This window comes from Halorussus limi, assembly GCF_023238205.1.
Lineage (GTDB): Archaea > Halobacteriota > Halobacteria > Halobacteriales > Haladaptataceae > Halorussus > Halorussus limi.
The window spans coordinates 179,079-197,915 of record NZ_CP096659.1 but is presented as its reverse complement, the minus strand read 5'-3'; the positions used below and the strand labels follow the sequence as shown (position 1 = coordinate 197,915).

21 protein-coding genes are annotated in these 18,837 nt (G+C 68.5%); 13 read left to right on the top strand and 8 right to left on the bottom strand.

The window, feature by feature from the left end; translation table 11 throughout:
• Positions 1–6 precede the first annotated feature (6 nt).
• From M0R89_RS00975 to M0R89_RS00965, 3 genes are read left to right on the top strand one after another with little or no spacing between them, the layout of a single operon-like run.
• On the top strand, positions 7–1,647 hold the full coding sequence (locus M0R89_RS00975) for an ABC transporter ATP-binding protein (RefSeq protein ID WP_248650703.1): 1,641 nt from the start codon (positions 7–9) through the stop codon (positions 1,645–1,647).
• Entirely contained in the window at positions 1,640–2,818 is a 1,179-nt protein-coding gene (locus M0R89_RS00970; RefSeq protein ID WP_248650702.1) for an ABC transporter permease, read from the top strand. Before M0R89_RS00975 ends, M0R89_RS00970 begins: the two co-directional genes overlap by 8 nt.
• Entirely contained in the window at positions 2,815–3,870 is a 1,056-nt protein-coding gene (locus tag M0R89_RS00965) for an ABC transporter permease (protein WP_248650701.1), read from the top strand. Before M0R89_RS00970 ends, M0R89_RS00965 begins: the two co-directional genes overlap by 4 nt.
• A gap of 147 nt (positions 3,871–4,017) precedes the next feature.
• On the opposite strand, the gene M0R89_RS00960 is transcribed toward M0R89_RS00965, so the two are convergent.
• From M0R89_RS00960 to M0R89_RS00945, 4 genes are all read right to left on the bottom strand, one after another.
• Positions 4,018–4,638: a class I SAM-dependent methyltransferase gene (locus M0R89_RS00960; RefSeq protein WP_248650700.1), complete on the bottom strand. Its 621-nt coding sequence runs from the start codon at positions 4,636–4,638 to the stop codon at positions 4,018–4,020.
• Entirely contained in the window at positions 4,622–5,341 is a 720-nt protein-coding gene (locus M0R89_RS00955; protein WP_248650699.1) for an RNase P subunit p30 family protein, read from the bottom strand. The genes M0R89_RS00960 and M0R89_RS00955 overlap by 17 nt, the downstream gene beginning before the upstream one ends.
• Positions 5,342–5,568: 227 nt before the next feature.
• A complete protein-coding gene (locus M0R89_RS00950; protein WP_248650698.1) occupies positions 5,569–5,901 on the bottom strand; it encodes a ribbon-helix-helix protein in 333 nt (110 codons plus the stop codon).
• A 70-nt stretch (positions 5,902–5,971) separates the two neighbouring features.
• A complete protein-coding gene (locus tag M0R89_RS00945) occupies positions 5,972–6,214 on the bottom strand; it encodes a hypothetical protein (protein WP_248650697.1) in 243 nt (80 codons plus the stop codon).
• A gap of 130 nt (positions 6,215–6,344) precedes the next feature.
• Here M0R89_RS00945 and M0R89_RS00940 point away from each other — a divergent pair, with 130 nt between their 5' ends.
• The 3 genes from M0R89_RS00940 (at position 6,345) to M0R89_RS00930 (ending at position 9,118) form a co-directional block, all read left to right on the top strand.
• Entirely contained in the window at positions 6,345–6,611 is a 267-nt protein-coding gene (locus M0R89_RS00940) for a YgaP family membrane protein (RefSeq protein ID WP_248650696.1), read from the top strand.
• 56 nt (positions 6,612–6,667) lie between these two features.
• Complete coding sequence (locus M0R89_RS00935) at positions 6,668–7,600, top strand: HhH-GPD family protein (protein ID WP_248650695.1); 933 nt, start codon at positions 6,668–6,670, stop codon at positions 7,598–7,600.
• A gap of 90 nt (positions 7,601–7,690) precedes the next feature.
• The gene (locus M0R89_RS00930) at positions 7,691–9,118 is read left to right on the top strand and encodes a serpin family protein (protein ID WP_248650694.1); all 1,428 of its coding nucleotides are present in this window, start codon (positions 7,691–7,693) and stop codon (positions 9,116–9,118) included.
• A gap of 153 nt (positions 9,119–9,271) precedes the next feature.
• On the opposite strand, the gene gdhB is transcribed toward M0R89_RS00930, so the two are convergent.
• From gdhB to M0R89_RS00915, 3 genes are all read right to left on the bottom strand, one after another.
• The gene (gene gdhB, locus M0R89_RS00925; protein ID WP_248650693.1) at positions 9,272–10,561 is read right to left on the bottom strand and encodes a glutamate dehydrogenase GdhB; all 1,290 of its coding nucleotides are present in this window, start codon (positions 10,559–10,561) and stop codon (positions 9,272–9,274) included.
• Between the two features lie 7 nt (positions 10,562–10,568).
• Positions 10,569–10,718, bottom strand: a complete 150-nt coding sequence (locus tag M0R89_RS00920; RefSeq protein ID WP_248650692.1) for a rubrerythrin-like domain-containing protein — start codon at positions 10,716–10,718, stop codon at positions 10,569–10,571.
• Positions 10,719–10,799: 81 nt separating this feature from the next.
• Positions 10,800–13,742, bottom strand: a complete 2,943-nt coding sequence (locus M0R89_RS00915) for a bacterio-opsin activator domain-containing protein (RefSeq protein WP_248650691.1) — start codon at positions 13,740–13,742, stop codon at positions 10,800–10,802.
• Positions 13,743–13,837: 95 nt separating this feature from the next.
• On the opposite strand from M0R89_RS00915, the gene M0R89_RS00910 reads away from it, so the two are divergent.
• Complete coding sequence (locus M0R89_RS00910) at positions 13,838–14,422, top strand: NADPH-dependent FMN reductase (RefSeq protein ID WP_248650690.1); 585 nt, start codon at positions 13,838–13,840, stop codon at positions 14,420–14,422.
• A 65-nt stretch (positions 14,423–14,487) separates the two neighbouring features.
• Positions 14,488–15,507, top strand: coding sequence for an NADP-dependent oxidoreductase (locus tag M0R89_RS00905; RefSeq protein ID WP_248650689.1), 1,020 nt, complete (start codon positions 14,488–14,490; stop codon positions 15,505–15,507).
• A 90-nt stretch (positions 15,508–15,597) separates the two neighbouring features.
• Here M0R89_RS00905 and M0R89_RS00900 read toward each other — a convergent pair whose 3' ends face one another.
• Positions 15,598–16,332, bottom strand: coding sequence for a competence/damage-inducible protein A (locus M0R89_RS00900; RefSeq protein WP_248650688.1), 735 nt, complete (start codon positions 16,330–16,332; stop codon positions 15,598–15,600).
• Between the two features lie 190 nt (positions 16,333–16,522).
• Here M0R89_RS00900 and M0R89_RS23280 point away from each other — a divergent pair, with 190 nt between their 5' ends.
• The 5 genes from M0R89_RS23280 to M0R89_RS00880 all read left to right on the top strand — a co-directional run bounded on the left by M0R89_RS23280 (position 16,523) and on the right by M0R89_RS00880 (position 18,773).
• On the top strand, positions 16,523–16,648 hold the full coding sequence (locus tag M0R89_RS23280) for a hypothetical protein (protein ID WP_256478446.1): 126 nt from the start codon (positions 16,523–16,525) through the stop codon (positions 16,646–16,648).
• Positions 16,649–16,722: 74 nt separating this feature from the next.
• The gene (locus M0R89_RS00895; protein WP_248650687.1) at positions 16,723–17,307 is read left to right on the top strand and encodes a thymidine kinase; all 585 of its coding nucleotides are present in this window, start codon (positions 16,723–16,725) and stop codon (positions 17,305–17,307) included.
• Between the two features lie 10 nt (positions 17,308–17,317).
• Entirely contained in the window at positions 17,318–17,968 is a 651-nt protein-coding gene (locus M0R89_RS00890) for a YIP1 family protein (RefSeq protein ID WP_248650686.1), read from the top strand.
• A 137-nt stretch (positions 17,969–18,105) separates the two neighbouring features.
• Positions 18,106–18,369, top strand: a complete 264-nt coding sequence (locus M0R89_RS00885) for a hypothetical protein (protein WP_248650685.1) — start codon at positions 18,106–18,108, stop codon at positions 18,367–18,369.
• A 164-nt stretch (positions 18,370–18,533) separates the two neighbouring features.
• The gene (locus M0R89_RS00880) at positions 18,534–18,773 is read left to right on the top strand and encodes a hypothetical protein (RefSeq protein ID WP_248650684.1); all 240 of its coding nucleotides are present in this window, start codon (positions 18,534–18,536) and stop codon (positions 18,771–18,773) included.
• The last annotated feature ends 64 nt before the right edge of the window (positions 18,774–18,837 follow it).

Below are 18,837 nucleotides of genomic sequence, written 5' to 3'. Positions count from 1 at the left end.
ATGACCATGAGCGACACGGAAGCGCCGGCCGTCCGACTCGACGGCATCACCAAGCGATTCGGCGACGTCACGGCCAACGACGCCGTCGATTTCTCGCTCGAAAAGGGGTCGGTCCACGCGCTCGTCGGCGAGAACGGGGCCGGCAAGACGACCCTGATGAGCGTCCTCTACGGTCTCTACGACCCCGACGCGGGCGACATCTTCGTGGACGGCGAGCGTCGGGAGTTCGACTCGCCCCGCGACGCCATCGACGCCGGAGTCGGGATGATTCACCAGCACTTTCAGCTTGTGGACACCATGACCGTCGTCCAGAACGTCGTCTTGGGCCACGAGCCGTCCGTGAACGGACTGGTGGACGAGTCGAGCGCCCGGTCGGACATCGAGGACATCTGTTCGACCTACGGGTTCGACGTGGACCGGTTTCTGGACACTCGGGTCGAGCAGTTGGGCGTCGGCGTCCAACAGCGCGTCGAAATCGTCAAGAGCCTCTATCGGGGTGCCGACGTGCTGGTCCTCGACGAACCGACCGCCGTCCTGACGCCTCAGGAGGTCGAGAGCCTGTTCGAGGTGATGGACGAACTCACCGACCGCGGCCGGTCGCTCATCTTCATCACTCACAAACTGGACGAGGCGCTCGAAGCGGCCGACGAAATCACCGTCCTGCGCGACGGGCGAGCGGTCGGCACCGTGGCCGCCGCCGAGACCTCCCGAGAGGAACTCGCCCGCATGATGGTCGGCCGGGACGTGCTGTTCGACTACCCCGAACGCGAGACCACGCCGGGCGACGTGACGCTCTCGGTCGATGGCCTGCGGGTCCGCGACGACCGCGACCTCGAACAGGTCGGCGGCGTGGACCTCGCCGTCCGCGAGGGCGAAATCCTCGGCGTCGCCGGCGTCGAGGGGAACGGGCAGGCCGAACTCGTGGAGGCGCTGACCGGCCTCCGGGAGGTGGACGCCGGAACCGTCACCTTCGAGGGCGAGGACATCACCGAGACGAGTCGCCGCCGGCGTATCGAGTCGGGCATCACCTACGTCCCCGAGGACCGTCAGGAGGAGGGACTGGTGCAGGACTACGACCTCGTCCGCAACGCCCTGCTGGGCAACCAGACCATCGAACCGTTCGTCGACGGCTGGTTCGTCGACTGGGGGACGGTCCGGGACCACGCCGAGGACATCGTCGCCGAGTACGACGTGCAACCGCCGAACGCCGACGCCGAGGCGGCGTCGCTGTCGGGCGGCAACCAGCAGAAGTTCGTGGTCGGCCGGGAACTCGAACACGAACCGAGTCTGCTGGTCGCCTCTCACCCCACCCGCGGGGTGGACATCGGGAGCATCGAGTTCATTCACGAGCGCCTGCTGGAGATGCGCGACGCGGGCACCGCGGTCCTGTTCGTCTCGTCGAAACTCGACGAGATTCGGAAGCTCTCGGACCGCGTCGCGGTCATGTACGAGGGCGAGTTCGTGGACGTGGTGGACCCCGACGACGTGGACGAGCAGGAACTCGGCCTGCTGATGGCCGGGCGCACCGTCGAGGCGAGCGGCGAGACAGTCGAGTCGGCCGCCGACCCCGCGACCGAGTCAGTAACGGAGTCGCCGACCGACGAGAGCGCCGGGTCTGCGACCGACGGGGTGTCGAACCGTGAGTAGCGACGCCCCCGGTGCCCGCGCGGCCCTCGACCGGGCGGCCGACCGGATGCTCCGCGCGACGGTGGTCGAGCGGTTCGCCATCGCGGTCGCCGCGACCCTGTTGGCGCTCCTGCTCGGGTCGGTCGTCGTGGCCGCGTCGGGGTACGACGCGGTCGAGTTCGTCTCGTCGCTGGTGTACGGCGCGTTCGGAACCACCTCGAACCTCGCGTTCACCCTGCGCCAGTCCACGATGCTCATCCTCGCGGGCGTGGCCGTCGCCGTCGCGTTCCGGGCGGGCGTGTTCAACATCGGCGTGCAGGGCCAGTTCGTCGTCGGCGGGTTCGCCACCGCCGTCACGGTGCTGTTCCTCGCGCCCCACCTCCCCGGCGGCGCGGTCGGTGGCGTCCTCCTGATGGGTCTGGGCACGCTCGCGGCGATTGCGGCCGGCGGCGCGTACGCGGCGCTCCCCGGTATGATGAAGGCCTACGCCGACGCCAACGAGGTCATCACGACCATCATGCTCAACTTCATCGCGTCGGGGGTCGTCTTCTTCGTGGTGGACCGCTACCTCCGGCCGGCGGGCGCGTCGGCGCCCAACACCGAGACGTTCCCCGAGTACGTCGCGCTCCCGTCGGTCGTCTTCGACAGCGCGTCGTTCTCGGTCGTCGGTCTCGGCGCGGCGCTGGCGACGGTCCTCGTCGTCTACGTCGTGATGGCCCGCACGAGGTTCGGCTACGACCTCGTGACCAGCGGCTATCAGGAACCCGCGGCGGCCTACTCGGGGGTGGACCCCGAGCGCAACGTCGTCGCCACGATGACCTTCTCCGGGATGGTGGCCGGACTGGCCGGTGCGGTGTTCACTATCATGATTCTGGGCTACTACAGCGACCCCTCGACGTTCCCGCGGTTCGGCTTCGACGCCATCGCGGTGAGTCTGCTCGCGGCCAACAACCCGCTCGGAGTCGTCCCCGCCGGCCTGCTGTTCGGCGGCCTCGACGCGGGCGGCCAGTACATCGGCTTCACGCTCGACGTGCCCCCGGAGTTGGTCGACGGCGTGGTCGGTCTCGTCGTGCTGTTCGTCGCGGTGCCGGAACTGTTCCGGATGGCCGCCCGGCGGACCGGTCTCGGGGGTCGAGGCTCGTCGGAGTCCCCAGTACGTCGGGCCGAGTCCGACGGAGGTGACGGCCGGTGAGCGTCGCCGACTACGCCGCGCGGAACCGACGCAGAATCGGCGGGACCGCGCTCGCACTCGTCCTGCTGGCGGTCCTCGCGGCGCTGTTCGACCTTCCGGTGGCCGACCTGCTGACGGTCGGGACCGCCGAGCGCGCGCTCCGGGCCGCGACGCCCATCGCGCTGGCGGCCATCGGCGGCCTCTACGCCGAGAAGAGCGGCGTCTTCAACATCGGGCTGGAAGGGTTCATGATATTCGGCGCGCTCTCGGCCGCCGGGGCGGCGTGGCTCTCGGCCGGGAGCGGGTCGGTCGGGCAACCCGACCTCTGGGTCGGCATCCTCGCCGCGGTCGGAGTCTGCACGCTGTTGACGTTGCTCTTCGCCGTGCTGACCATCCGGTACGAGGCCGACCAGATAGTCGCGGGACTCGCGGTGTGGTTCATCGGTCTCGGCTTCGGCCCGTTCACCGCCACCGTCCTTTGGGGCGGCGTCTCCAGTCCGTCGCTCCCGAACATCGACAACGTGACCGTGCCCCTGCTGGCGGAGGTGCCGGTCCTCGGCCGGTTGCTCTTCGACGCCTCGCCGCTGGTGCTGTTCACCGTCCTCGTCGCCGTCGCGGCGTGGGTCGTCCTCTACCGCACCCGTTACGGCTACTGGGTGCAGGCCGCGGGCGAGAACCCGGAGGCGCTCGACACCGCGGGCGTGGACGTGAACCGGGTGCGCTACGCCGCGGTCGTCTTCTCGGGCGCGATGGCGGGCCTCGGCGGCGCGGTCCTCTCCATCGGCATCGGGAGCGGGTTCACCGGGACGGGCGTGACGATGGTGGACGGTCGGGGCTGGATTGCCATCGTGGCGTACCTGTTCGGCAACTACAACCCGCTGGGCGCGTTCGGCGCGTCGCTGCTGTTCGGCGCGACCGACATGCTACAGGTCCAGTTCCAGACGGTCGGTATCTCGCTGCCGGGGAGTATCGTCGGCCTGTTCCCCTACGTCGCGGTGCTGGTCGTGCTGAATCTGGTCGGGTACACGCGCGTGCCGTCGGCCGTCGGGGAACCGTACGACACCGAGGAGTAGCGTCGCGGCCGAAATCTCGTTTCGGCCGACGAGGCGGTAGAGACTCCCGAAAGAGTCTTTTGGAAATAAGAACACACGTAAGAGAAAGATATATGTTTGTCAGCGGTGCCCGCCGGCACCTCCGAGTTCCGGAACTCCGACGGTCGATTACGCGTCCGTCGACTCCCCGCGTTCGGCCACCAGCACGCCCACTTGGTCGTGGACTCGCTCCACCGCGGTCAGCGCGAACCCGGCGTCGGTCAACGCGTCCGCGAGGTGTCCGACCGTCGACGGGTCGTCGACTTCGGGGCTGTAGAACGGTTCGTCGGGGTTCGGTTCGCCGAAGAACATCACGTCGCCGAGGACGAACTTCCGGGGACCCAACTCGGCGATGGCCTCGATGGCCTCGACCTTCTCCTCGTCGCTGAGGTGGTGCATGGCGAAGTTCGAGACGACGATGTCCGCTTCGTCCACGTTCGGGTCGCGGAAGCGGCCCTCGCCGAACTCCACGTTCTCGATGCCCTGCTCCTCCGCTTTCTCGCGGGCCCGCTCCATCATCCCCTCGCTGATGTCGCGGCCGACGACCCGCCCCGCGTCCTCGGCCAGCGCCAGCGCGATGGCCCCGGTTCCGGTGCCGAGGTCCGCCACGGTGTCGCTGTCGTCCGGGTTCGCGTGGTCTACGACCAGCGAGACGGCGGCGCGGTACTCCTCGGTGTCGTTCTGACTGTCGTCGTACTCGCCCGCTACCTCGTCGAAGCGCGAGGCGTGTTCCTCAAGCGTCTTCTTCATACCTGCCGCGTTTGACTCCCGGTGCAATGAACTCGTCGGACATGCGCTCGCGGTTTCGCTCGGCGAGCGCGGCCCACTCCGCCAACCCGGCCCGAATCTGGTCGCCCGAGAAGCCCACGGCCTCGCCCACCGCGGCCAACTCGCGGGGCGCGCGCATCTGGAGGTGACTGGTCGGGTTCGCGCTGACGACGTAGGGCGCGTCGTACTGCTCGACTATCTCGCGGAGTTTCCGGAGGTCCTGCAGGGCCTGCACGCGCGGCCCGCCGTCGTCGCGCAGGACCCGCGAGAGGTCGAACTCCACGCGGGTCCCGTGTTCGGCCGCGGCCTTCGCCAGCACGTGGTTGAAGTCGCCCCGACCGCGCATCGGGTGGGCCAACACGTCCACGCGGTCGGACTCGACCGCGAAGCGATTCAGCGCGTTCGTCCCGCCGTGGAGCGCCAGCACCGTACACTTCGGTCGGTAGTTACCGACGTGGCCCGCCGCAACGTCGGGGTTCTCGGCCCGAATCTCGATGGCGTCCACCGCGTCCACGCCGTACTCCTCGCGGATTCGCTCGGCGTCGGTCTCGTCCCAGTCGACGGTCGAGTCGCTGTGGTTGCGCACGACGACGCCGTCGAAGTCGTAGCGCGCGGCGGTGGCCGCGAAGCGCGCCGCGGTGCTGTCGCCGTCGGGGTGGGCGTGGACGCCCTCGTAATGTGGCATGAGTGGGACCGTCTCGTCGTGGGTCTACTTCCGGCGCGGTTTTGGGTCTGTCCCTTCGGGTTCGGGAGTCAGCTACCGGCGCGCCGTCGTTCCAGTTATCGGCGTGCCGTCGTTCGACGCCAGAGGTCGTCGAGAACTCTCACGGTTCGCAGGAGTCCGTGGACTGTCGGCACTCGCGAAACGGAGAAATCGCCGAGAGTCGCGGACCGAACGTCCTCGAAAGCGCCTCAGAACTGGTAACGTCGGTCGTCCTTCTGCTGTTGCTGGGGGAACGACTGGCCGCCGCCGGTCATCTCGTCGTAGGTCATCCCCGAGAGGTACTCGTCGTAGGTCACGTCGTAGCCGCTCCGGAGGTGGAAGTCCAGATTCCCGGTGTCCACCGTGCGCTGAAAGAGCATGTGGACCGCCCGGCGGACGAGTTCGTCGGTCTCGTCGGTGTCGAGCGCGGCGTTCAGCAGCGCCAGTTCGTTGCGGGTCTCGCCGTCGAGCGACACCGAGAGTTCCTCGCCGAGGTCCGCGTACTCGCCCTCCACGTCGTCCTGTAGGTCGTCGAGACTCATGCCCGGAGGATTGGCGGCGCGGCGGAAACGCCTTTCGACTGGTCGCGTCGCCGGGCGTCCTCACGCCGAGTCAGCGGAGGTCCGCGCCGCACTCCCGACACTGGCTCCTGTCGGCCCAGTTCCTCGCGGCGCACTCCGGACACTCGGCACCGCCGGACTCCGACTCGGGCGACAGCGAGAACGAGGCGAGCGCGCCGGCGACCAACAGCGCGCCGCCGACCGCGAACAGACCGGTGACTCCGTAGAGCGTCATCGCCAGACCGGCGAGGACGAGCGTGGCCCCGACCAGCGTCATCGAACGTGCGACCGTCACGTGTCGTCGGTGACGGCGTGGTCGCATAAATCGACCTCGCTTCGACCCGCACTCGGCCGATTCGCCCGACCGGTTCGACCGACACCCACCTTCAAGTGTCGCGGTGTCGTCCCGTGGTTCGGGGTCACACATGCAGAAGAACGTTGGAGGACTCGACGAGGGGATTCGAATCACGCTCGGACCGCTGCTGGTGGTGCTCTCGGTAGCGTCGCTTCAGGGGACCGCCCGACTTCGCCCGGCGGTGACCGCCGGCGCGTTCGCCGTCGGCGCGGTGCTGACCGTCACCGGCCTGACGCAGAAGTGTCCCGGAAACGAGGCGATGGGTCGGAACACGCACCGGCCGAGCGAGAAACTCGGCGAGGAGGCCCGAGAAGTCCGGGAGCGCGCGCTCCAGTAGCCCGGAGACGAACCGAACCGCCGTCCCTTTATCCGCGTCGTCCCTACCCCGCGCCAATGAGCGAATCGGACGACGCCGACTACTCGCTGCCCGACGACCTCCCGGCGGTCCGCGACGCCCTGATTTCGTGGTACGAGGACGACCACCGCGACTTCCCGTGGCGCGAGACCGACGACGCCTACGAGATTCTGGTCTCGGAGGTCATGAGCCAGCAGACCCAACTCGGCCGAGTCGTGACGGCGTGGGAGGCGTTCCTCGACGAGTGGCCCACTCCCGAGGCGCTCGCGGACGCCGACCGCGCCGACGTGGTGGGATTCTGGACCGACCACAGTCTCGGCTACAACAACCGGGCGAAGTACCTCCACGAGGCGGCAGAACAGGTCGTGACCGAGTACGACGGCGAGTTCCCCGAGTCGCCCGACGAACTCCAGAACCTGATGGGCGTGGGTCCCTACACCGCGAACGCCGTCGCCTCTTTCGCCTTCAACAACGGCGACGCCGTGGTGGACACCAACGTCAAGCGCGTCCTCCACCGGGCCTTCGACGTTCCGGACGACGACGCCCTATTCGAGGCGGCCGCGAGCGAGGCGATGCCCGAAGGCGAGTCCCGAGTCTGGAACAACGCCATCATGGAGTTGGGCGGGGTGGCCTGCGAGCAGACGCCGAAGTGCGATTCGGCGGGATGCCCGTGGCGCGAGTGGTGTCACGCCTACGAGACCGGCGACTTCACCGCGCCCGACGTGCCGACTCAGCCGAGTTTCGAGGGGAGTCGCAGGCAGTTCCGCGGCAAGGTCATCTCCGTCCTGAAGGAGTACGACGAACTCCCGCTGTCGAAACTCGGACCGCGCGTCAGGGTCGATTACGCGCCGGAGGGAGAGTACGGCCGGGCGTGGTTGGAGGGACTCCTGACCGACCTCTCGGACGACGGACTGGTGGAGACCGAGCGCGGCGACGCGAGCGACGAACTCGTCGCCCGCCTCCGCCGCTGAGTCCGATTCGGCTTCTCGTTTCGACCCGTAACTGAAACGCCCGCTTCACCCTACCGAAAGCGTTTATCCCGACCCGTGGAAGCCTCGCCCGTGACTCTCCGACGCCGCGAAACCCTCGCGCTGTCCGGTGCCCTCCTCGCGGGACTCGCGGGATGTACCGGAAGCGACGACCCGCAGACGAACCCGCCGACCAGCGACACCTCCGCGAGCGAATCGCCGACCGACGAGACGCCCGGAACGACCACCGAGAAATCGCCCGGGTTCGAGGACCTCGACGCGCCGCCGTTTCCCGAAATCGACCCGGTGACCGACCCCCAAATCTCCGAGGGCCTTCTCGCCGACCAGATTCGGGGGAACGTCGCGTTCGCGCTCGACCTACTGGCGGTCCTTCGCGACCAGCGCGACGACCCGAACCTCTTTCTCTCGCCCTACAGCGTCTCGGTCGCGCTGGCGATGACCTACGCCGGTGCCCGCGGCGAGACGGCCGCGGAGATGGCCGACGCGCTCCACTTCGTCCTCGACCGGGAGGACCTCCACCCCGCGTTCGCGTCGCTGGCGGCCGAGTTCGAGCGACGGAACGCCGAGGGAAAGGAGGCCAGCGGACGGGTGATGACCGAACGCGAAGCGGACGCGGGTCCGGCCTTCGAGTTCACCGCGGCGAACGCGGTGTGGGGGCAGGACGGGTTCCCGTTCCGCGAGGCGTTCCTCGACCTGCTCGACGCCTACTACGGCGCGGGCCTGCAACTCGCGGACTTCCGGGGGTCGCCCGAGGAGGCCCGAAAGCGAATCAACGCGTGGGTCGCCGACCACACCGAGGACCGCATCGACGACCTGATTCCGCGGGGGTCCATCGACTCGACGACCCGCCTCGTGCTGACCAACGCCGTCTACTTCTCGGCGCGGTGGAAGATTCCGTTCTCCGAGGACGAGACCGAGGACCGACCGTTCGCGTCGCTCGGCGGTTCGACCGCGCGGGTGCCGACGATGCACAAGTCGATAGAGACCCAGTACGCCGAAATCGACGGCCACCAGCTGGTCGAACTTCCCTACGCCAACGGCGAGACGAGCATGGTCGTCGTCCTCCCCGCCGAGGGCGAGTTCGAGGCGTTCGAGCAGTCGCTGACTGTGGACCGACTCGCCACCATGCTGGACCGGACGACCGACGCGCTGGTGGACCTCGCGCTCCCGAAGTTCGAGGTCGAATCGTCGTTCGGTCTCGTGGAGGCGATGCAGTCGCTCGGCGTGACGCAGGCGTTCACGCCGTCCGCGGACCTGAGCGGCATGAGCGAGGCGGCGGGCGACGACCTGTTCGTCGGCGATATCGTCCACCAGAGCTTCGTGTCGGTCGACGAGCGCGGCACCGAGGCGGCGGCCGCGACGGCCGCGATAATCGCGGAGGACGCCCCGGCCAAGCAGGTCGAGATGCGGGTGAACCGGCCGTTCCTGTTCTACATCCGCGACCGCCCGACAGAGACGCCGCTGTTCGTCGGGCGCGTGACCGCCCTCTCCGGCGAGTGACGACCGCAAAAGATGACCGACCGCACCGCCCGCCCCTGACCCGGCGCATCGGCGTTCGTCCGAGCAAGCAAATCCCTAATTCCCTCTCGAAGCGAACCCGATGCGCCCGCCGTCTCCGGAATTCGCTTCGTCAGCGTCGTCCGACCGCGCGTCCTACGGCCAGAGGCCTCTGCTGGATTTCGCCTCGCCGACGCGTTCGAGTGCGACGACGTAGGCGGCGTCGCGCCAACTCAGGTCGCGGGCCTCGACTTCGGCCCGCACGTCGTCCCACGCCGAGAGCATGTGGGATTCGAGTTCGTCGTTGACGCGTTCGAGCGACCACTGGCGGCGGTTGATGTCCTGCAACCACTCGAAGTACGAGACGGTGACACCGCCCGCGTTCGCGAGGATGTCCGGAATCACGGGGACGCCGCGCTCTTCGAGGACCTTGTCGCCGGCCGACGTAGTCGGCCCGTTCGCGCCCTCGACCACGATGTCGGCCTGCACGTCGTCGGCGTTGTCCGCGGTGACGACGTTGCCGACGGCGGCCGGAATCACCACGTCCACGTCGAGTTCGAGTACCTCCTCGTTCGTGAGCGTGTTCGGCGCGTCGTACTGCATCACGGCCTCGGGTTGCTCCTCGTGGGAGGGCACCGCGTGGGTGTCGAGGCCCGTCGTGTCGTAGGCCGCGCCGTTCACGTCGCTGACGGCGACGACGTTCGCGCCCCAGTCGTCGAGCAGGCGGGCGGCGTTCGCGCCCACGCTCCCGAACCCTTGGACCGCCACGGTGGCCTCGTCCACGGTCTTGTCGTAGTACCGGAGCGCCTCGCGGGCGATGATTGCGACCGACCGGCCGGGCGCTTCCTCGCGGCCCTCGCTCCCGCCGATGACGGGCGGTTTGCCGGTGACGACGCCGGGCGTCGTCTCGCCCTCCTGCATCGAATAGGCGTCCATGAACCACGCCATCGTCTGGGCGTCGGTGCCCATGTCGGGCGCGGGGATGTCCCGCTTGGGCCCGATGGTGTCCCGAATCTCCTCGGCGAACCGCCGGGTGAGTCGCTCCTTCTCGCGGGTGCTGAGGTCCTTCGGGTTCACCACGACGCCGCCCTTCCCGCCGCCGAACGGCAGGTCCATCACCGCGCACTTCCACGTCATCCACATCGACAACCCGACGCACTCCTCGGCCGTCACGTCGGGGTGGAAGCGCAGGCCGCCTTTGTACGGGCCGCGCACGTCGTCGTGCTGGGCGCGGTAGCCCGTGAACACCTCGACGCTCCCGTCGTCGCGCTTCAACGGAACGCCGACTTCGACCACCCGCGTCGGGTGCTTGAGGCGTTCGATGACGCCTTCGTCCACGTCCACGTGCGTGGCCGCCGCCGAGAGCTGTCGCAGGGCGGTTTCGAGCGCCGATTCGGTCTCCGAGTACTCCTCCGCGTCGGGGTCGTCGAGCGTATTCGTTCCCATGGATGAGCTATTCGCAGGGCATTCCCCGGTTTCGCATCGAACTTCCGCAGTTCTCGCAACCGCCGGGGTAACTGGCCGCGCTCACTACCTCGCCGCAGTTCAGACACTCGTACTCGTACTCCTCGTCCGCGTCGTACTCCGGGTCTCGGGTTTTCATTCGGTAATTTTTGCTTAAGCCCTACCACCTCATGGCCGGATTGGTTGAATAGTAACCCGTACCGCTCGCCACCCCCGTTTACTATTCAACCTCGGTCGGTCGCGGCCGGTTCTCGAACAGCGACGCGAACAGTTTCCGCTGGATTCGCCGGACGTGGTCGTAGAACGCGGTGTGGGAGATGTCGAGCATCTCGGCCACGTCTCGGCCGGTCACGTCCCGCTTGGCGTCGAAGAACCCCGCGTGGTAGGCCATCTGGGCGACCTCCAGTTGTCGCTCGGTGAGGTCGTCGCGGAGTTGCCCGGTCCGGCCCCGCGTGTCCAGCGCCCGCGTCCGCTCTCGCTGTGCGACCGGTTCGGCCGCGTCGTAGGTGTTCGAGACCACCTCGTCTATCGACCGCGTCGTGACCGAGTCGGGCACGTCCACGGTCAGCGAGAGGCCCTTCGGCGTCGCCCGGAAGCGGCGGAGGACCGCTCCGTGGTCGGCGAGGACCGAGGTCACGAAGTCCTCGCGCAGTCGGAGTCCCACGAGGCCGCCCTCGTCGGTCTCCCGAATCGACTCCGCGTCCGCGACGCCGACCGACTCGTCGGCCGCCGCGACCACCCGGTCGAGGGGCGCGCCTTCGACGGTGGCGAACACGAGCGTCGTCTGGTCGTCGCCGACCACGTCGCCCTCCACCTCCAGCGACGCGCCGGTCTCGTCGGCGAGTCGGGAGAGGACCGCGCTCGCGTCGGTGACGCGGTACTCGAGTTCGACCACCGTGTCGCTCCGGAGCGCCTCCTTGCGCTGGACCGCGTTGATGGCCGACGCCACGGTGTCGCCGAGTTCCCGGAGGACCGACCGGACCATCTCGTCGAAAGCGTCGGGGTGGTCGGCGTAGACCGTCAGGGCCCCGAACAGCACGTCGTCGTACGCGAGCGGAATCGACAGCACCGACTGGAAGTCCCGGGACACCGCCTCCTTGCCCCACTGTCCCGCCCGGAGGTGTTCGGCGACGTTCGAGACGAGCGTCGCCTCCCGGCTCTCGGCGGTCCGGACGCTCGGTTCGACGGCCTCCGGGTCGCCGTCGAACTCGAAGGGCACGCCGTCGAGATACCCGCGGTCGTCCCCGGCCCACGCTCGCGGCCGGAGCGTCCGGTTCAGCGCGGTGGTCTCGCCTATCCACGCGAACGCGAACCGGTCGTCGGCGGTCAGTCGCTCGCAGACGGCCGCCTCTATCTTCTCGCGGGACTCCGCGCCGACGAGCGCTTGGTCTATCTCGCGGATGAACTCGTTGACCCGGTTCAGTTGCGAGAGTCGCTCGTTCTGTCGCTGGAGCGCCCGGTCGCGCTCCCGGAGTTCGCTCTCGCGCTCGACCCGGTCGAACGCCGCTTCGGTCGTCGCGGCCAGCAGCTCCGCGACCTCCTCGGCCACCTCGTCGAAGGTCTCCTCGGCGGCGGCCGCCACGAACACCCCGTGGTCGCCCAGCGGGACGGCGACGTAGTCGCCGAGCGTCGAGAAGGGCGACTGCGGGGCGCGGTCGGCCCGGCCTCCGAGGTCGCAGGTCCGGGTCTCGTCCTCCACGAAGGCCCGGGTGACGGGGTTCTCGCGGTCGAGGCGGAAGTCCGGGAGCGCCCCGACCAGTTCGGAGAACTCGTCGGAGACCGCCGTCGGGTAGAGGACGTTCTCCCCCCGGTCGAACCGGTAGAGCGCCGCGGCGGCCGACGGGAGAATCGAGGCCGCGTCCGACACCACGCGGTCGGCTATCTCGGGTTTCGTCTCGGCGTAGAGAAGACCCCGACTGGTCCGGTGGAGTTGCGTGAGCGCCCGCTCGCGCTGCTTTCGCTTCGTGATGTCCCGGCAACTGTAGAGAGTCGTCCCGCCCTGAATCGAGACCTGCCGGACGTTGACCAGCAGGGTGTGTTCCCGGCCGTCCTTGTCGGTCGCGGTGCATTCGATGTTGGTGAGAACGCCCTCGGCGTCGAGTCGCTCGGGGTCGAAGAGGTCCTCGCCGAGGAGCGCGTCGATGGTCCCGAGGTCGTGAATCTCCTCGGCGCTGTGGCCGAAGATGAAGTGGACGTTCGGACAGACGTAGGTGAACTCGCCGTCGTCGTCGGTGACGAGGACGGTGTCGGTCATGTTGTTCAGCGTGACCCGGTGGAGTTCCTCGGACTCGCGGAGTTCCTCCTCCAGTCGGACGCGCTCGGCGACTTCGTGGCCCGTCACGACGAGGCGGTCCGCTTCGATGTCGTTCCCCTCGGACCGGTCCGTTTCGCCGTCGGCCACACCGGGGCGGTCGCCCCCGTCGACACTGAAACGACCGTCTCCGCCGTCCGTGACGGGCCGGACCGTGAACTCGAACCGGGCCGCGCCGTCGCCCGGCAGTCCGGCCTCGAAGTCGGCGTACTCGCCCCGGCGAGCGCGGTGAATCGCCCGCTGGAGGTCTCGGGACGAGTCGTCCGTCCACGGAAGCCCCCAGAACCGCTTGCCGACGACGGCGCTCTCGTCGCGTCCCAGCGCGTCGAGCGCGCCCCGGTTCACCCGGACGACGGTCCCGTCGGCGTCGAGGACCGCGCTGAACTGGTCCGGCGTGGCGAAGAACGACTCGAACTGGTCGGCGCGCTCGCTCCGTCGGCGCTCCTCGTCGCACCGCTCGACCGCTTTCCGGCACCGACGCCGGAGCGTCGCCTCGTCGGCGTCCGCCGGGAGGTAATCGGTGACGCCCGCCGCGATAGCGTCGCTGGCGAGCGATTCGCTCCCGTCGGCCGGTGCCAGCACGAAGGGAACGGCGACGCCGTGCGACCGGAGGGCCGCGAAAAGGTCGAGACCGGCCGCCGCGTCGAGTCGCCCGGCACCCACGACGCAGTCGACTCGAACGCGTCGGTCGGTCGCCGCCGAAACGCCCTGCTCGACGGTCGAGACGGTTCGGGCGGAAAACGCGTCGTCGTCGGCGAACGTCGAGCGCAGTCGCTCGCTCCACCGGTCCGGTCCCGCGAGGAGGACGGATATCGGGTCGGCAGACGGTCGCGATGACCCAGTCGTGTCCATTGGCGCGGTCGTAGTGTTCCTATCGACAAGAGTGTTCGCCGTCTCGGGCGCGCCAGCCACCCACATATTTGGCGCTCGCCTCCGAGGACGTTGGTATGCCAGAGACGCCGCACGTCGTCGCCATCTGCGGAAGCCTGCGCGACGAGAGCGTCACTCGAACCGCGCTGGAGACCGCCCTCGACGCCGCCGAGGCCGAGGGCGGCGAGGCCGAACTGCTCGACCTGCGCGAGTACGACCTGCCCGCGTACGACCCGGACACCGACGACGAGGCGGAGGACGCGGCCCTGATGACTCGGAAGGTACGGGAGGCCGACGCCGTTCTGCTCGGAACGCCGATGTACCACGGGTCGTACTCGTCGGTGCTGAAGACCGCCATCGACTACTGCGGGTTCGACGAGTTCGAACACAAGACGGTCGGCCTGCTCGCGGTGTCGGGCGGGAGTTTCCCAATCACGGCGCTCGAACATCTCCGGTCGGTCTGTCGCGCCCTCGACGCGTGGGTCCTGCCCCATCAGGCCGCGGTGCCTCGCTCGCACTCCGCGGTTCGGGACGGGACGTTCACCGACGAGGACGTGGCCGAACGCGTCCGGGAACTCGGCCGAGAGGTCGTCCACTACGCCAACATCGAACCGAGTCCGCCGACGATGGAGAGCGAGGAAAACGTCGGGGCGGTGGAGTAGCGTTTAAACCGACCACCTCTGCCCCTTCCGCAGGTCCCTTCCGGGTAGCGGCCGTTCGTCCGAGCATGGCGGACACCAACCGGAAGTACCTACTGGCGAAGCGCCCCGACGGAACGCCCGACGAAGACACGTTCGAGTTGGTCGAGGAGGACGTGCCGGAACCGGGACCGGGCGAGGTGCTGGTTCGGACGCTCTACCTCTCGGTCGACCCCTACATGCGCGGCCGGATGGACGCCGGGGAGTCGTACGCCGACCCGTGGGAGGTCGGGGACCCGCTACGGGCCGGCGTCGTCGGCGAAGTCGTCGAGTCCAACGGCAGTCGATTCGAGGCGGGCGACGTGGTGACGGGCAACCTCCACTGGGCCGACTACGCGACGGCGCGGGGGAGCGAACTGCAGGAGGTGAACCCCGACCTCGGTCCGATTTCGACGGCGCTCGGCGTCCTCGGAATGCCGGGCCGCACCGCCTACTTCGGCACTCGCGAGGTCGCCGAACCGAAGGCGGGCGACACGTTCGTCGTGACGGGCGCGGCGGGCGCGGTCGGTTCCGTCGCGGGCCAGATAGCCAAGCGCTCGGGCGCTCGCGTCGTCGGCTTCGCGGGGTCCGACGAGAAGGTCGCGTTCCTGGAAGACGACCTCGGCTTCGACGCCGGTATCAACTACAAGGAGACCGACGACTACCGCGCGGCGCTCGACGAGGCGGCCCCGGACGGCGTCGACAGCTACTTCGACAACGTCGGCGGCCCGATAACCGACGCCGTCTTCTCGAAACTCAACGTGGACGCCCGCGTCGCGGTCTGCGGCCAGATTTCGCTGTACAACGCCGAGGAGATGCCGACGGGACCGCGAAAGCTCGGCAAACTCATCGAGACGCGAGCGCGAGTCGAAGGGTTCCTCGTCGGGGACTTCGCGCCGCGGTTCGAGGAGGCGACTCGACGACTCGGCGAGTGGGTCGCCGAGGGCGAGATACAGTACCGCGAGACCGTGACGGACGGGTTGGAGAGCGCGCCCGACGCCTTCCTCGGACTGTTCGAGGGCGAGAACATCGGTAAACAGCTCGTGAAGGTCGGGGAGCGCGAGGCGTAGTTTCCTCCGCGGCGATTCGGTTCGTCCCTCCGCGGCGATTCGGTTCGTCCCTCCGCGGCGATTCGGTTCGTCCCTCCGCGGCGATTCGGTTTATTTCTCCGCGACGACCTCGACTCGCTCGCGCAGCCACGCGGCGGCCGAATCGACCGTCTCGGCGTCCGAGCCGGTCACTTTCAGTCGGTTTCGCTCGTCCGTGGCGGGGTAGCTCCCGACCGTCACGTCGAACCGGTCGCGCACGCCGGCCACCGCGTCCAGAAGCGACGCCTCGGGTTGGGGCGTGTAGAGCGTGGTCGAGACGGCGTCGCCCCCGAACTCCCCGGCGACCTGCTCGAACAGCGCCCGCATCTCCGCGGGGACGCCCGGAAACGCGTAGACGTTGTCGAGGACGCACCCCGGACAGAGCCCCTCCGGATTTATCAGCGCGCGGCTTCCCTCCGGGAGCGACGCCCACGCGTCCACGTCGAGTTCCAAGTCGTGGGCTTCGACCTCCTCGGGGTTGGCGTCGCGGTACGCCGCCACGGACGCTATCACGTCCTCGCGGACCGCCTCCTCGACGACGAGGTCCCGGTCGAACGCGTCGGCGATGGCGTCGGCGGTCACGTCGTCGTGCGTGCCGCCGAGGCCGCCCGTCACGACCACCGCGTCGAAGGCGTCGGCCCACTCGCGGACGGTGTCGGCGACCAGTTCGCGGTCGTCGGGCACCGTGAGGATGCGCGCGACCGTCGCGCCGGAGTCGGTGAGTCTGCTCGCGAGCCACGTCGCGTTCGTGTTCTCGGTGTCGCCAGCGAGTACCTCGTCGCCGACGGTGAGAATGGCGACTTCCATCGACCGAAGCCACGCCGGCCTCGGACAAAAGGTGCGCGGTCGGGGAACGGGATGCAGTCGGATGCAGTCGAACCCTCGCTGACGCCGAGAACGACGACACCGCCCAACGCTAGCGTCGCGCCGGTAGCGAAAGTGACAGTAAACGATATTTTGGTCCGGCGCGTAACTGTCCGGTGAGAAGGTGGTACCCATGCCGGTAGTTCCCCACTACCCGTCCGACGAACCCGAGTACGACCGAGAGGCACCGGACTTCGGCGAGATAGTGGACGAGATTCTGGAGCGCGACGACCCGTCGCCGAAACCGTCGGCGGCGTGACTCGTCGTTCCCGCTCGCGCGTCGCCGACCCGAATCGGCAACCCTTTTGACCCTCCTCCGAGCGCAGAACGGACATGCACAAAATCACGAACAGCGGGTGGGTCGAAGTCGTCACCGGGTGCATGTTCTCCGGGAAGACCGAGGAACTGCTCCGTCGGCTTCGCCGGGCCGAAATCGCGGGCCAAGAGGTCGCGGCGTTCAAGCCGTCGCTCGACGACCGGTACGGCGAGGGGACCGTCGGGTCGCACAACGGTCGCCAGTGGGACGCGACCGTGGTCGACCCCGACGACGGCGTCTGGGACATCCCCGAGGAACTGAACGGCGAGGAGGTCGTCGCCATCGACGAGGCCAACTTCTTCTCGGCGGAACTGGTCGAGGTCTGCGAGTTCCTCGCCGACGACGACCGGCGAGTCGTCGTCTCGGGCACCGACCAGACCTTCCGGGGCGAACCCTTCGAGCCCCTGCCGCGCCTCGTCGCGCTTGCGGAGTACGTGGACAAGTATCAGGCCATCTGCGCCCAGTGCGGCGAACCCGCGACCCGGAACCAGCGACTCGTCGACGGCGAACCCGCCCACGCCGAGGACCCGACCATCGTGGTCGGCGCCGACGAGTCGTACGAAGCCCGATGTCGGAACTGTCATACCCTCCGAGGCGACTAGTTCGACCGTAATGACCCAGTGGGTCGAGAATCCGACGGGCGGGCGGGACCGCGGCCCCGCGGCGCTGGCCCGGGCGTGGCTGGAAGTCGTCACCAATCCCCGCAGGTTCTTCGAGCACGGCGTCGCGCCGGGCGACCAAGCGCCGGGACTCGTCTTCGCCATGACGGTCGTGGTGATAGAGGAGGCCACCCGGTTCGCGCTCGTCCCCGGCGCGGCGCCCTCGCTCGGCGGCCGCCCCGCGCTCGCGGCGGTGTTCGGGTTGGCGCTCGCGGCGCTGTTCGTCACGCCCGCGGTCCTCCACCTGACCGGCGCGCTCCAGACCGTCCTGCTGATGCCGGTCGTGCCCGACCGCGCGGGGACCAGCGAGACCGTGCAGGTAATCGCCTACGCCACCGCGCCGTGCGTCTTCGCCGGGATTCCCTCGCCGACGCTCCGGGTCGCCTGCGCCGCCTACGGCGCGGTGCTGTTCGTCGTGGGTCTCCGGACGGTCCACGACACCTCGACGCTCCGGGCCGCCGTCGCCGGCGCGATTCCCGCCGCGCTGGTCTTCGGCTACGGCTTCCGGGGGTCCGCGGCGCTGGCGGAGTTGGTCGTCTGGAACGCGAACGAGGTCTGTTTCCGGGTCGCGGAACTCGGCGCCAAGGTCTGCGTGACGGTCTGAGAGTGAGTCTCTCGGCTTTTCTCTCTCCTTCTCGGCCCGCCGCGGAGACACCCGTTCTTCGCTGAAACTCCGTTTCGGAGTTGTTCTCCGAGACCGATTCTTCCACCTATAAGACCACGCCCGTCGAACGGTGGCCCGTGCTCAATCTCATCCTCGACGACTTCATGGTCGAACTGAAGGACGGAGCCATCAAGAACGTCGGTCCCTCGAACAAGTCCGGCACCGCGAAACTGTTCGATGTAGCGTCGGCCGAGGCCCGCGAGTTCGGCGACAGGCGGGTGAAACTCGTCTGCGAGGACGACGAGGGCAACGAGGTGCAGGTGGCGCTGTTCCCCGAGCAGGTCCGCGAAATCGCCGACGACATCGAGGCGCTCGAAGACGACAGTCCGGTCTTCGAGTAGGGCGGTCGGTTCCGCGTCGGTCGGTTCAAGGTAGTCAGTTCCGAGGCGGTCAGTCCCGAGTCGGTCGATTCCGCGTCGGTCGATTTCGAGGCGTTCCACACCGGGGAAGAAGTTCAAAATCTGCGGTCAAGTTTAAAGTCCTTCGGCGTTGGGGTTCTACTGGAATGGGATACGACGAGGCCGACGATTCTCACGACCACGAGGACCCGCAGAAGGGCGACCACTACCAGCACCGCGACGGGACCGACGAAATCGTCTTCGCCGTCGAGGAGGGCCACGTCCTTGCGATTCGGGAGTATCGGCGCGTCGAGAACTTCGCGCAGGCGGTCGCCGACGCCGAGTACGTGGGCACCCACGAGGGGGTCGCCGACCTGCCGGGCGCGGACGCTTTCGAAGAGGAGTAATTTGTCCGGATTCGCCGGGCCAGTTTCGACAACAGTTTTAGGCCGGGGCTATATTTCTCGCGTA

Coding starts and splice junctions, on each gene's coding strand:
- M0R89_RS00975 (WP_248650703.1), top strand. CDS start 7: ATGAGCGACACGGAAGCGCCGGCCGTCCGACTCGACGGCATCACCAAG.
- M0R89_RS00960 (WP_248650700.1), bottom strand. CDS start 4,638: ATGAAGAAGACGCTTGAGGAACACGCCTCGCGCTTCGACGAGGTAGCG.
- M0R89_RS00955 (WP_248650699.1), bottom strand. CDS start 5,341: ATGCCACATTACGAGGGCGTCCACGCCCACCCCGACGGCGACAGCACC.
- M0R89_RS00950 (WP_248650698.1), bottom strand. CDS start 5,901: ATGAGTCTCGACGACCTACAGGACGACGTGGAGGGCGAGTACGCGGAC.
- M0R89_RS00940 (WP_248650696.1), top strand. CDS start 6,345: ATGCAGAAGAACGTTGGAGGACTCGACGAGGGGATTCGAATCACGCTC.
- M0R89_RS00935 (WP_248650695.1), top strand. CDS start 6,668: ATGAGCGAATCGGACGACGCCGACTACTCGCTGCCCGACGACCTCCCG.
- gdhB (WP_248650693.1), bottom strand. CDS start 10,561: ATGGGAACGAATACGCTCGACGACCCCGACGCGGAGGAGTACTCGGAG.
- M0R89_RS00920 (WP_248650692.1), bottom strand. CDS start 10,718: ATGAAAACCCGAGACCCGGAGTACGACGCGGACGAGGAGTACGAGTAC.
- M0R89_RS00915 (WP_248650691.1), bottom strand. CDS start 13,742: ATGGACACGACTGGGTCATCGCGACCGTCTGCCGACCCGATATCCGTC.
- M0R89_RS00910 (WP_248650690.1), top strand. CDS start 13,838: ATGCCAGAGACGCCGCACGTCGTCGCCATCTGCGGAAGCCTGCGCGAC.
- M0R89_RS00905 (WP_248650689.1), top strand. CDS start 14,488: ATGGCGGACACCAACCGGAAGTACCTACTGGCGAAGCGCCCCGACGGA.
- M0R89_RS00900 (WP_248650688.1), bottom strand. CDS start 16,332: ATGGAAGTCGCCATTCTCACCGTCGGCGACGAGGTACTCGCTGGCGAC.
- M0R89_RS23280 (WP_256478446.1), top strand. CDS start 16,523: ATGCCGGTAGTTCCCCACTACCCGTCCGACGAACCCGAGTACGACCGA.
- M0R89_RS00895 (WP_248650687.1), top strand. CDS start 16,723: ATGCACAAAATCACGAACAGCGGGTGGGTCGAAGTCGTCACCGGGTGC.
- M0R89_RS00890 (WP_248650686.1), top strand. CDS start 17,318: ATGACCCAGTGGGTCGAGAATCCGACGGGCGGGCGGGACCGCGGCCCC.
- M0R89_RS00880 (WP_248650684.1), top strand. CDS start 18,534: ATGGGATACGACGAGGCCGACGATTCTCACGACCACGAGGACCCGCAG.